We start from the raw sequence: 12,829 nt of genomic DNA, 5'->3' as shown, positions 1-12,829 counted from the left end.
ATGTCTGGCCCGGACTTCTGCAGTTGTTGCGCTTCGCCCGCCCCTTCCGTGCCGATCGCGATCTGGAATCGTCCCGGGCTTTCGGCCATCAGCTATCGGATCGGAACCTTCGCCACCTTCCGCGAGACCATGCTGGAGGCGATCTTCACCAGGCCCGGATTGGCCGCGCTCACCAGCCGCGACAGCGAAGACTACGCGATCACCATGATGGAGTTGTTCGCCGCCGTGGGCGACGTGCTCACGTTCTATAACGAGCGCATTGCCAATGAGCTTTATCTGCGCACCGCCCGCGAGCGGGACTCGGTGCGGCGCCAGACCCGGCTGATCGGCTATCGCATGCGTCCCGGACTTGCCGCGCAGACCCTGCTGGAATTTGGCCTCGACCCCGGCGCCGAGACACGGATTCGCAAAGGCCTCAAGGTCATGAGCATACCCGGGCAGGATGAGCGCCCGCAAACCTTCGAGACTATCGAGCCGATCATTGCTCATGGTGATCTCAATGACGTTCCGGCCTTCGGCGTGCCAGCACCGTTCAATGCGTTGCGTGACGGCGGCACGGGCGGTCCGTTATCGGCCCGGCCGGAGCGTCTCGCGATCGGCGACAGGCTTGTCGTGTTCGGGCTCGGCGGTCTCGAGGAAAAGGTAGTGTCGAACGTCAGCCAGAGAGCCGATGGTGAAGCACTCGTCTTCGATCCACCGGTGCAGACCGCTGGCTGGAGTCCGGACATCGCCCGCGTCGCCAGGCTCGAAGGAAGGCTCCGCTTCTTCGGGCACAATGCACCGAGCGCGGTCAATGTCTATGTTCCTGCGTCGCCCCCGGCCGTACTGTGGCCGAGCTGGGTGTCCAAACCGGTGGTGGCGGCATTCGCGTCCGCCGAAAGCGTCTATCCCCTGGACGGCACTCGCACCGACATCTCCGCCGGCGATCAGTTGCTGGTCGATGCGGGCCCTGCGGCAAGTCCGAGGCTGCGGACAGCCAGCGTGATCAAGACGGAAGACCTTCCGACGAACCTCGGGACAATCGAGGACACGGTCACCCATCTTCATTTGCGCCAGACCATTCGCGGCCGGCCGGTTGTCATCGCCGACGCCGCAGGCGGCCACGAGGTTTTTGCCCGCTCAGGATCCGGCGCCGTGCTGCGGCTGGATCCCGCTGCCGCGATCCCCCGGCGCTGGACCTATACGTCGCTCGACGGCGTCTCGTCGGATGTAACCGGCGTGAGTCCTTCCGCGGTCCGCATGGATATTTTCGTCCGCGATCGGACGCTACGCCTCCGTCAGCGCATTCTCCCCGGCGGCGGCGCGTGGATCGATCATGGCGGAATACTGACCTGCGAGCCGCGACCGGTCAGCCGTCCGGGCGGCAACGTCACCGTCTTCGCCCGCGGCCTCGACCTCGCGCTGTGGCAACTGGATGCGACCGCAGGAACACCCGGCGCATGGAGTTCGCTGGGCGGCGTTCTCACCTCCGCCCCGGCGCCGGTCGCCGTCGGCGGGTCGGGACTGGCGGTGTTCGTGCGAGGCGCCGATCGGGCGCTCTGGTACCGCCGCTGGAACGGTGTGACCTGGAGCGGCTGGACGTCGCTTAAGGGTGTGCTGGCGAGCGCTCCGGCAGCCGTCTCCACCGCGCCGAACCGCATGGAGGTCGTGGCCCTCAATGACGACGGCCATGCCATGCACCGGGGCTTCGACGGCGCCACATGGTCCGATTGGCGGGATTTGAGCGGGGCGCTGGAAGGCGAGGTTGCGATTGTCGCGAATGGGCCCAACCGAATCGACATTCTGGGCCGCGGCGTCGATGGCGGTCTCTGGCATAGGGCCCGCAACGGGCCCACCTGGGGTGATTGGATACCGCTCGAGAGCCGGCTTTCCTCGCCGCCCGCGGCCGCGCGTGATGGGACCGGGCTTCATGTTTATGCCCGCGGTGGCGATGGCACAATCGCTTATCGCGCGCTGCTGTCGAGTGGCTGGACCGCCTGGCGCAGTCTGGGCGAGGGAATCGGCGAGGTTCCCGACCGGCGCAAGACGGCGCTCTACCGCCTCTCGAAGGACGACATCCAGTTCCGGGACTACGACTATCCTGCTGTCGCCACACAGGGCCGCATCGCTCTTCGCCTCACAACCGAACAGAAAGCCGGCGCGCTCGCCGGGCTCGACAAACTCGCCAAGGGCCGGCGCATTCTGCTGCGCGCAGACGCCGCCAACCATCTCGCGACAGTCAGCAAGACGAGCCTGCAGCCAGCCATCCCCGGCGAGGCGCCCGACCATTTGTTCGTGGACTTCAGCCCCATCCTGCCCTCCGGTTTCGCCAACGCGCGCCTGATCGGCAATATAGCTGCGGCGAGCCATGGCGAAACCCAGCGGGACGAGCCGCTCGGTCACGGCGAGGCGGCAAAGGCCTTTCAGAAGTTCAAGCTGTCGCGGCCCGGACTCACCTATCTCCAGCAGGCTGGCAAGCTGGACGGGACGGCCATGCTCGATATCCGTGTCAATGACGCGCTGTGGCGGGAAGTCGGCAGTCTCTATGGCCAGGGTCCCAAGGATCGGGTCTACACCGCCCGGCAAAACGATACGGGCGAAACCGTGGTGACCTTCGGCGATGGCAAGACCGGCGCCAGGCTGCCGTCGGGTGCCCTCAACGTCGTGGCCCGCTACCGCACCGGCCTCGGCCTTGAGGGCCTCATGAAGGCGGGCCAGCTCGAAATCGCCATGGAGCGCCCGGTAGGCCTGCGCACGGTAACAAACCCGTTGCCCGCCGACGGCGCTGCTGATCCCGAAGCGCGGGACGATGCCCGCAATGCGGCCCCGAACACCGTGCGCACTTTCGGGCGCGCGGTATCGTTGGCGGATTTCACCGCGATTGCGACCAGCTCCGGCCTGGCCCAGCGCGCGCATGTGACCTGGGTCTGGCGCGAATTGGAGCGGGCCGTTCATGTGACGGTCGCAGGCCCCGGCGGCGCCAGGCTATCGGCGCTCTCATTGGCGACGCTGCATTCCGCCATGGACAGCGCCCGGGACATCAACCACCCGCTATTCCTCGCAAATCTCACGCGGGTGCCGATCGTGGTGTCCGCTCGTCTGCAGCGTGATCCGGCCTTCGAGGCGGACCATGTTCTAACGACGGCGAGGGCCCATCTCATGGCGTTGTTCGCGTTCGAGACAATGGGCCTGGGCGAAGCCGTTTTTCTCAGCGGCATCTATGCGGCTCTCCAATCCGCCGAAGGGGTGGCGGCGGTCGATATCGACGTCTTCCAACTCAAGGGATATGGCGACCTCACGCCGATGGAGCTTGCGATCCGAGCCGTCACCGCAGCACCACTCCAGCCCCACATTCGCATCTTCCCTGCCCGGCCGACGCCGCCGCTCGCTCAAATCGATCGTTTCGCCCGCGCAGGCCTCGACGGCCCTGCACCACCCTTCGTTCTTCCGGCCGAGCAGGCCTTCATCGAAGCGCCGGAAACCGATATCGGCCTCACCGTCGTGGAGGCGCTGTGAGATGAGCTATTCCAACGCCTCGCAGGATAAGCTCTACGGACTGCTGCCTGCTTTTATCCGCGAAAAGGATGCGGCCCAGGGCGAACCGCTAAGAGCGCTGCTGTCGATCATCGACGAACAGGCCGGTCACATCGACGGAGATATCCGACAGCTTTACGAAAACGCCTTCATCGAGACCTGTGAACCCTGGGCCGTGGCCTATCTCGGCGATCTTGTCGGTACGGTGCCCCTGTTTGACGAAAGCCGCGTCAGGGACGGCGATACGGCGGCGGAGCTTTTCAAATCGCTGACCGGCCCGAGCCTCAGGCCCCCGATCGCGTTGCGGGCCCGCGCCGACGTCGCCAAGACGATCTATTACCGCCGCCGCAAGGGCACCCTGCCCATGCTCGAGGAACTGGCGCGCGACGTCACCGGATGGTCGGCCCATGCGGTCGAGTTTTTTGAACTGCTCGGCTGGACGCAATGGATTCGCAATCATCTTCGCCCACATGCGCTGCGCACGCCCGACATCCGCAGCGTTGAGCGTATGGACCGGCTCGGCGGCGCCTTCGACGAGATCGCGCATACGGTCGATGTGCGGCCGATCGCCCAGGATGAAGGCTGGCACAATATCCGCAATATCGGCTTTTTCCTTTGGCGCCTCAGCGCTTACGGCCTAAGGCGCGGCGTGGCACGTCGTCTGGGTGCGGCGGGCGATTTCCGGTTCCACTTCAGTCCCCTCGGCAACTCGGCGCCGCTGTTCAGCCGCAGCCGGCGTGAAGGCGACGAGGCCGGGCTTGCAACCGAACTGCATGTCCCTCAGCCGATCCGTCCGGCCCGGTTCTTCGGCCATATCGCGGATTTCTACGGCCTGTTCGAAGCGGAGCCGCCCTTGCAGGCCGCCGATGCCCCGAGCCTCATGGTCCATGTAGACGGCGTGCCTATCCAGCCGGAACAGGTCGTTTGCCGCAATCTGTCCGTCTGGTCGCAGCCTTCGACGAATCATATCGCGGTCGACGTCGCGAGAGGCCGCCTGACGCTGGGCCCCGACCTGATGCCGGCAAATCTCGTGGAAGTCAGCTACCATTACGGCTTCCCCGCTGATCTGGGCGGCGGCCCCTATCGCCGCCGTGCCTGGCTTACGCGTCCCGATTTCACAACCGACGTGCAGATGCTGTTCGTCGATGACAGCGGGCAACCCGGGACCTTCCCCACACTCGGCGCGGCCATCACGCAATGGGCCGCCGACGGCAAGCGCAACGCCATTATCCGGATTCGCGATAATCGCAGCTATGCCGAGACCATCGCCATCGATGTCACCCAAGTCGGCCCGCAATCGGGAACCACGCTCGCGATCGAGGCGGCCGACGGTGTCCGGCCGCATCTCCGTCTCGGCGGACCGTTGGCTGTCAGCGGCGATCGCCCCGATTTTGCCCTCACCCTGGGCGGATTACTGATCGAAGGGCGCATCGAGATCGAAGGATCGCTTCACCGCCTGTGCGTGCTCCATTCGACGCTGGTGCCAGGCGTGTCGATCGCGGAACAGGATCCGCCCGCCGCTCCTGATCCGCCTGAACCGAGCATCCTCGCCGCTGCCAGCCTGCCGACCGGCGCGCCAGCCAATACGGAGCTTGGTGTGGAGCTTGCTTTTTCCATATGCGGTCCCATCCGACTGCCGCCTCATGCGGAGAGCCTGACCGCGCTCGATAGCATCATCGACGGGCTCGGCAGTGATGCGGTTGCCGGTCCCGGCGCCGCCGACAGTCCCGGCCCCGCAGCGCGGCTCGAGCGTTGCACGTTGCGCGGCCGCTGCCTGGCGCGCCAGTTCGATTTCGTTACCGAGACGATCTTCGACGGACTCGCACGCGCCGATCGGGTCCAGACCGGCTGCGTGCGCTTCAGCTTTGTACCCGCGGGCTCGCGGACCCCGCGGCGATACCGCTGCCAGCCCGATCTCGCCGAGCGCAAGGCGATAACCGAGGAAGAGGCGCGCAACGGTCCGCTCACCGATCCCCAGCGCGCCGCGATCCGCGCGGCCGTCAGGTTGAGGCTGAAGCCCGAATACAGCGCCGAAGCCTATGGCCTGCCTGCCTATCTTCAGCTGTCGCTTCGAGGTCCTGTGGAAATTGCTCGCGGCGCCGAGGACGGCTCCGAAATGGGCGTCTACTGCCACCTCAAGCAGCCGCAGCGCGAAGCCAATCTGCGCTTGCGGTTGCGTGAATATCTTCCGTTCGGACTGGACTATGGCGTGATCTACGTGACCTGACCAACCTTGGCCGTTGGGGTCAAACGAGGGAGCAAGAACATGAGTGGCGATTATACGAGGTTCGGATTCGATCCTCTGAAGCGCTATTCCGGCGTTCTGATGCAGCAGGGCCGAGTCCAACTCGATTCCGACTGGAACGAGGAGATCGACATCCTCAAGCGCCGTCAGCGCACCACGACCCTCGACATGTTCGGCCCCCTCGGCATTCCCTATTCGATAAGCCCGGATGCCTTTCTGGTCGGGCTCATTCCCGGCCCGCCGCTGGATCTTTCGATCGGGACAGGGCGCTTGTACGTCGATGGCATCCAGATCGAAGCCTTCGAGGGAGAAAACGCCACCTATCTCACTCAGCCCTTTCTACCGACACCGCTCGCCGAACCGCTGCCGCAGGGAGATGTGGTCGTCTATCTCGACGTGTGGGAGCGCGAGGTCACCTACATCGAGGAACCCACGCTGCTCGATGTGGCTCTCGGCGGAGCCGATACCACGACCCGCATCCAGACCGTCTGGCAACTGCGCATCGATCCGCGCGACAGAGCCGCTTGCGGCGCCGATATCGGAGAACCACCGTCTGCGGGCCGATTGACGACCGCAGCCATTGCGCCGCCGGATCCCGACGATCCCTGCATCCTGCCTCCCGTCGGCGGCTATCGCGGGCTGGAAAATCGTCTGTATCGGATCGAGGTCCATGAAGGGGGGCCGCTCGGCGCCGCCAGCTTCAAATGGTCCAGGGACAACGGGAGCATCGTCTCGGTCGTGCGCTCGATCGGGGTGAGCGGCACCCAGACGACGCTTGCTGTCAACCGTATCGGCCGCGACCAGTTCATGCGCTTTCAGATCGGCGACTGGGTGACCGTCACCGACGACCATCGCGAACTCATGGGCGAGCCAGGCGAAATGGCCATGGTTGCCGATATCGACGACGCCAACCTGCGTATCGTGCTGGACCGGGCCATCCCTTCGGCCGGGGCGCGAGCCTTTGGAGCGAATGATGATGAGGTCTCGGCTCGCCATACGCGGATCCAGAAATGGGATCAGACGGCCGCCGCCAATCCCGGACTCGATCCCACAAGCGGCCTGATCACCACGGCGGCGGGACCGATCGCCATCGAGGCCGGGATCGAGATTCGCTTTGCCGCCGATCCCGTCGGCGGCTCATTCCGAACCGGCGATTACTGGGTGTTCTGGGCGCGAACGGCCACCGCCGAGATCGAGATACTGACCGCGGCGCCGCCGCGCGGCATCCAGCATCATTATGTGCAGATCGCGGCAATCACGGGACTCGGCACGGCTAACCCGACGGTTTCCGACTGCCGCCCGCCGCCGCCCGTGCAAGACGCTGGCGATTGCTGCTGCACGATCATCGTCAGGCCGGGCGAGGATATCCAGGCGGGCATCGACGCCCTTCCGCCGCAGGGAGGTTGTGTCTGCCTCAAGACCGGCCTCCATATGATCCGCGCCCCGTTGCGCATCGCGCGCGGCAACATCGTGCTGAAGGCCGAAAGCCCGGGCACGACCGTCCGCATCGACGATGTCGGATCAGCGCTCGTTATCGGCAATCCCGCGGGGGCGCTGGTCGACGGCGTCGATGTTCTCGGCATCGTCTTCGAAGCCGTTGCCATCCACGATCCGGAGCAAGGCGTGGTGACCGTCAACCTCGCCGCCAATATCCGCATCGCCCACTGCGCCATGCGTAGCATCAAAGACCGCCAGGTTACGGGTCTCACGATCATCGGCTCGGATCATGTCAGCATCCTGAGTTGCCGTATCGATCACGTGTCGACCGGCATCTGGGTCGTCGAACGGTGCCAGGCGCTTTGCGCCGACGGCAATGTCATCGATCTCAATCTCGGCCGGGGCGAGGACGGCACGCCCGGCCTTGCCGGCATTCTTATCCAGCGCTCTGCCTTTGCTTGCCGGATCACCCGCAATCTCGTTGAGGGCGCCCTGCTCGGCATCGTCGTCAACGACGACCCCTACAAGCTCGCCGGCTCTCGGGCCGATCAGTCGATCATCACCGACAACCTCGTCGAGATGCCGCTGCTGGCGGACTCCTTCAGCACCACCGCCGTGCTCCCGGGCATCGACTGCGCCGCCGACCTGTGCACGATTGCCGGCAACAAGATACGCTACCGCAACCGCTTCTTCAGCGGGATCCGTATCACCGGCTCACTCTGCGGGGTGACAGGCAATACGCTGATCTCCGGCAACAAGGACTTTGACGCCAGCGGCCCCGTCGCGATCCGAATCGGCACGACCGTCGACGACAAGGACATCCCTGTCCTCGGATGTGTCGTGACGGGCAACATCATGTCCGGCGTGCAGCACGGGCTGTTTGCGATTGGAGCAGGCGACCTCGTGGTGAAAGACAATGTCCTCGCCGGGTTTGGTTTGGGTTACGGCATACTCGGCACTCGGCTGCGCAGTTCGCTTTTCGCGGGCAATCGCTTTGATTCCGTCGCCGCCGCCGTGTTTCTGATCGACGGCAACCAGAACAGGATCGCCGGGAATGACATCCGCGGCGGGCAGTCGGGGATTTCGCTGCTGCGCGAATGGGGGCCGGCGATCGTGGGCAACAGGATCAATGACCTGGAAACCTGGGGCGTGGCGACCTTGCTGATCATCGGCCGCTGCGAGATCATCGACAACCGTGTCGTCGCCTGCGGCCGCGCCATGACCCAGACGGCGCGCGCGATCGCGCTGATGTATGTGGCGGGCGAAGCCCATGTGGTGGGCAATGAAATCATGAACACGGGATCACTTCCGGAGGTCCCGGCCACCACGGACGCCGATTACGGCATCTATGGCGATCTGATCCTTGAAGCGCGTGTCAGCAATAATCTCGTGACCTATTCGAATGCCTTGAATCGCGACCCGAGCCGCGAGGATCGCGCCCTCGCCATGCGCGGCTGGCTGGAGTGGGAGATCAGCGACAACCTGGTCATCGGCTATGCCATTCAGATCCAGAACAATAAATTCATCGGCACCGGTCAGACGGCCCTGGTCGAACTTCGCGACGGTAAGACGGATACGGCCGTCATCCGCTTCGAAAGGGTTTTGTTCGACCAGAACTACTGCATGCACGTCTCGCCGCGCGAGCGTGACGAGCGTCGCGCCACGGTCTCGCTGACGGGACGTGCCGCGAGCGTGTCGGGCAATCACATCAAGGCGACGACGCGCCGTTACTTTTCGGTGAATTTCAACGGTATGCCCGGGCCTTATATGGGCAACATCACCGCCGGCGAAACTCTTCAACACACGGATTTTCCGGCGCCCGCCAGCGCCTTCAATATCATCACGCCGTAGGGGTATGCCATGACGCTCGACAAGATCCTGAAAGAGCACGCCGCTTCCATCCAGAAGCGCATGACCTCGAAAGTGTTTCCGAAAGTCGGGGACGGCGATCTGACTTTCCCGCAGGAGATGCGCGATCGGCGCGCAGCGGAACTCCAAGCCAGCATCGACGCGCTGTCCATCCGCCGGGAAGAGACGATTGCTCGCTTCGATCAGGAGATCGCCGCCCTAAAAAAAGAGTTGGAAGCGCTGAAGACAATCGCAATCCCCGCGGTCGCAGCAGTAGCCAAGACCGTCAAGAAGCGGCAGAAGAAATAGAGCGTTTTCGAGCGAAGCATGTCCTAAACCGGAGGATGGATACCAGCTCGCGTGACGAAAGCACGTCAGATCAAATCGTCTGGGAAATCTTCGAAGATTTGTTCAAACGACCATCGCGTTCCTTGGAAACCCCGACGCCTTATCACTGGCCGCGATGCCACCAGGAGCGATCAACCCCACGCAAACCGGCTTCTCTTCAGTTGATGGCGATGATAACGGGCGCGGCATCGAAAACGGCGAATGCGGACTTTCCTGGAGTGTCAATCGGCTCGCAAATTTGACCCCGTATCGGCGTTCAATTTTGACCCCTTCGCGCGGCGTGGTTTGAGGGTAGCGCTCGACTCGTCGGAGCTGGCCGGGATTGCGGAGACGAGACGAGCGCGGGTGGCGTGATCATCGTCGCGGCTTTTGAAGCGCCAGCTGTCGTTACCGGTTTCGACGATGTCGCAGTGGTGGGTCAACCGGTCGAGCAGCGCGGTGGTCATCTTGGCGTCGCCGAACACGCTGGGCCATTCGCCGAAGGCGAGATTGGTGGTGACGATGACGGAAGCACGCTCGTAGAGCCGGCTGACGAGATGGAACAGCAACTGGCCGCCGGATTGGGCAAAGGGCAGATATCCGAGTTCGTCGAGCACGATGAAGTCCATCCGGGTCAGATGTTCGGCAAGCCGGCCCTGACGTCCGTTACGGGTCTCGATCTCGAGGCGATTGACGAGGTCGACCACGTTGTAGAAGCGACCGCGGGCGCCGGATCGGATGCAGCTTCTGGCGATTGCGATGGCCAGGTGGGTTTTGCCTGTGCCGGTGCCGCCGACGAGCACGACGTTGCGCTGCTGGGCGATGAAGCCGCCGCCGGCGAGATCATTGACGAGCGTCTGATTGATCGGCGTGCCTTCGAACTGGAAGTCATCGAGATCCTTGGCCAATGGCAGCTTGGCGATGGTGAGCTGGTACTTGATCGACCGCGCCTGCTTCTCGTTGATCTCGGCGCTGAGCAGGTCGCCGACGATGTGCTGAGGTTCGTGCTGGCGCTTGACGGCCGTCGCCATGATCTCGTCGAAGGCAGCCCTCATTCCGTAGAGTTTGAGCTCACCCATGAGGTCGAAGATTTGGGTTCGTTCCATCAGATGGTCCTCCGGAGGTTGTCGTAACGGGCGCAATCGGCGATCGGCGCATGGCGGAGCGTCAGTGCCGCCGGCGTCATAATGTTGGCCGGTGCAGCGGGTTCGCGTTGGCGAGCCAGGATGTTGAGAACGACGTCAGCGGAATGAACGCCATGAGCGATCGCCTCGGCGCAGGCGGCTTCGACCGCCGACAAACCGTCCGTCAGCACCGCATTGAGGATGTCGACCATCTGTCGATTGCCGTCGTCGGTGCTGGCGAGCCTGCGCCGGATCCGTTCGATCGCGGCCGGCAACACCCAGTCCTTGAAGGGTGCGCCGTTACGTAAGGCCCCGGGTTTGCGCGCGAGCACCGGCACGTAGTGCCAGGGATTGTAGGTCGTCTCGCCGCGTCCGAACGATCGCGGATGCTCCGCAACGATGCGCCCGTCCTGACGGATCACGATGCGATCGGCATAGGCTTGAACTTCGACCGGGCGCCCGACGGCGCTGGCAGCGACCGAGTATTTGTTGTTGTCGAAGCGCACCAGGCAGGTCTTCGAGACCGATGCCGGCACCGCGTGGAATCCGTCGAACCGGCCAGCATAGGGAACGAGCTTGGGCCGCTCGGCTTCGAACACCTCCCAGACCGTCTGTTCGGCCAGTTCTGGATGTCGGTGCGCCTTGGCGTAGGCGATGCACTTATCCAGAAGCCACGCGTTCAACTCGTCCAGGGTTTTGAACCGCAGCCGTGGCGTGAAGAACCGTTCCCGGACCAGCCCGACCTGGTTCTCGACCTGACCCTTCTCCCAGCCCGACGCCGGCGTGCAGGCGACCGGATCGATCAGATAGTGGCTGCACATCTGCAGGAAGCGGCGATTGTAGCGGCGATCCTTGCCGACGAAGATCGTCTCTACCGCCGTCTTCATGTTGTCGTAGATGCCGCGGCTGCAGGTACCCTTGAACAGTGCGAACGCCCGGTCGTGGGCGTCGAATACCATCTCCTGCGTCTCCCGCGGATAGGCCCGCACGAACAGCATGCGGCTGTGGCACAGCCGGACATGAGCGACCTTCACGATCGCCGTCACGCCGTTGAGGAGAACGATCTCATGGCTCCAGTCGAACTGGTAGGCTTCGCCCGCCGCAAAGCTCAACGGAACATAGCCGCCGCGGTCGATTGCCCGCGCTCCTTGCTCCAACGCCTGGCGTAACGCCGTACGGCATCGTAGCCGCCGTCATAGCCGCGTCCGCGCAACTCTTCGAAGATCCGGATCAGCGTCAGCTGTTCGCGAGCCGATTTGGCCGCGTTCGCCGCCAGCAGTTCATCAAGCTCCGCCGCCCAACGCCCGAGTTTGGGGCGCGGCTGGATCGAACGCTCATACTCGAACAAGGTCTTGCCCGACCTCAGCACCTTCCGGACCGTGTTCCGCGACACCTTCAGGTCACGGGCGATCTCCTTGATCGTCTTGCCCTTGATGAAGTGTTCGCGCCGTATCCGCGCAATCGTCTCCACGATCAGCATCCCCGACCACCTGCTTCATGACAAAGCAGGCAGCGCAACAGCCAACCTGTAGGGGGTCAATTTTGGACGCCGATCCCCCGGCTTACGGGGTCAATTTTGCATGCCGAATGACACTCGATGTGGCGTGCGGTCGCCATCACCTCGACGAGCGCCGTATCGATCGGCAGCGTGCCCTTGAACTTTGCAAGATCGGCGGCGTTCGTCTCGCGAAGCAATTCCGCCTTCTTTCCATCGGGGCCGTTAGGGTCGGCATCATACACACCATCGACATCCTCCACGATCGTGAGGCCGGCCGCGCCGAGCGCATCGGCAAGCAGAAACGCGCCGGTGTCAGCCCGGTGAATAGGGATACGCGGCCCCGTAAATTCGTGGTGGTGATATGGAGGAAAGGCGCTTCCCACCACCGCGCGGGCCGCCGAAAGATGAATCGCCAACTGACTGGCGATGGTCGGGTGCTCGATATAGGAGACGCCATCAGGGGCCAGCAAAGCCCCGAGGATATGACCATTCTGACCCGCTTCGCTCGCGGCAAGCGGAGCAAGCGATCCAACCGGAAGGCCGAGATCGAGACCGACGCCATAAACATGGCGCGCGCGGATCCCGGCGCCCGTCAGAATGAGCAGACGATGCTCCGGCAAAAGTTTTCGGATCTCGTCCACGATCGGGAGAATCGCGTCCCGGCCGCGATCCATGATGGAGCGGCCGCCGATCTTCACCACCTGCAACCAGGGCAAGAGGCGAATCGGTCGCTTGCCGGCGACGGGGTCGGTGAGTTGGCTGTCGAGCAGGGTCTGACGCGCGAGCGGCGAGGTGACGTGCTTGATGTCATTGGTCGTGTTGGCCATGGCGATGCCC

The 12,829-nt window shown here is 63.9% G+C and carries 6 protein-coding genes and 1 pseudogene; 4 read left to right on the top strand and 3 right to left on the bottom strand.

The features are described from left to right. From NB311A_RS02925 to NB311A_RS02910, 4 genes are read left to right on the top strand one after another with little or no spacing between them, the layout of a single operon-like run. Nucleotides 1–3,495 carry a hypothetical protein gene (locus NB311A_RS02925; protein ID WP_131522873.1) on the top strand — a complete coding sequence of 1,165 codons (3,495 nt, stop codon included), beginning with the start codon at nucleotides 1–3 and terminating at the stop codon, nucleotides 3,493–3,495. 1 nt (nucleotide 3,496) lies between these two features. Next, on the top strand, nucleotides 3,497–5,740 hold the full coding sequence (locus NB311A_RS02920; protein WP_009796948.1) for a hypothetical protein: 2,244 nt from the start codon (nucleotides 3,497–3,499) through the stop codon (nucleotides 5,738–5,740). 39 nt (nucleotides 5,741–5,779) lie between these two features. Continuing rightward, complete coding sequence (locus tag NB311A_RS02915; protein ID WP_009796947.1) at nucleotides 5,780–9,046, top strand: DUF6519 domain-containing protein; 3,267 nt, start codon at nucleotides 5,780–5,782, stop codon at nucleotides 9,044–9,046. A 9-nt stretch (nucleotides 9,047–9,055) separates the two neighbouring features. Next, nucleotides 9,056–9,352 carry a hypothetical protein gene (locus NB311A_RS02910; protein WP_009796946.1) on the top strand — a complete coding sequence of 99 codons (297 nt, stop codon included), beginning with the start codon at nucleotides 9,056–9,058 and terminating at the stop codon, nucleotides 9,350–9,352. A 260-nt stretch (nucleotides 9,353–9,612) separates the two neighbouring features. Here NB311A_RS02910 and istB read toward each other — a convergent pair whose 3' ends face one another. From istB to NB311A_RS02895, 3 genes and pseudogenes are all read right to left on the bottom strand, one after another. Beyond that, complete coding sequence (istB, locus tag NB311A_RS02905; protein ID WP_009796681.1) at nucleotides 9,613–10,476, bottom strand: IS21-like element helper ATPase IstB; 864 nt, start codon at nucleotides 10,474–10,476, stop codon at nucleotides 9,613–9,615. Beyond that, a pseudogene (gene istA, locus NB311A_RS02900) lies at nucleotides 10,476–11,974 on the bottom strand (IS21 family transposase). Before istA ends, istB begins: the two are co-directional and overlap by 1 nt. Before the next feature lie 56 nt (nucleotides 11,975–12,030). Then, nucleotides 12,031–12,819, bottom strand: coding sequence for a molybdenum storage protein subunit alpha (locus tag NB311A_RS02895; protein ID WP_009796943.1), 789 nt, complete (start codon nucleotides 12,817–12,819; stop codon nucleotides 12,031–12,033). Between the last annotated feature and the right edge of the window lie 10 nt (nucleotides 12,820–12,829).

It is taken from the genome of Nitrobacter sp. Nb-311A (assembly GCF_000152905.1).
Classification (GTDB): Bacteria; Pseudomonadota; Alphaproteobacteria; order Rhizobiales; family Xanthobacteraceae; genus Nitrobacter.
This window is presented reverse-complemented; position numbering and strand designations above follow the sequence as displayed.

Bases quoted from the DNA above. Each gene is read 5' to 3' on its own strand.
- NB311A_RS02915 (WP_009796947.1), top strand. From the start codon at position 5,780: ATGAGTGGCGATTATACGAGGTTCGGATTCGATCCTCTGAAGCGCTAT.
- NB311A_RS02910 (WP_009796946.1), top strand. From the start codon at position 9,056: ATGACGCTCGACAAGATCCTGAAAGAGCACGCCGCTTCCATCCAGAAG.
- NB311A_RS02920 (WP_009796948.1), top strand. From the start codon at position 3,497: ATGAGCTATTCCAACGCCTCGCAGGATAAGCTCTACGGACTGCTGCCT.
- istB (WP_009796681.1), bottom strand. From the start codon at position 10,476: ATGGAACGAACCCAAATCTTCGACCTCATGGGTGAGCTCAAACTCTAC.
- NB311A_RS02895 (WP_009796943.1), bottom strand. From the start codon at position 12,819: ATGGCCAACACGACCAATGACATCAAGCACGTCACCTCGCCGCTCGCG.
- NB311A_RS02925 (WP_131522873.1), top strand. From the start codon at position 1: ATGTCTGGCCCGGACTTCTGCAGTTGTTGCGCTTCGCCCGCCCCTTCC.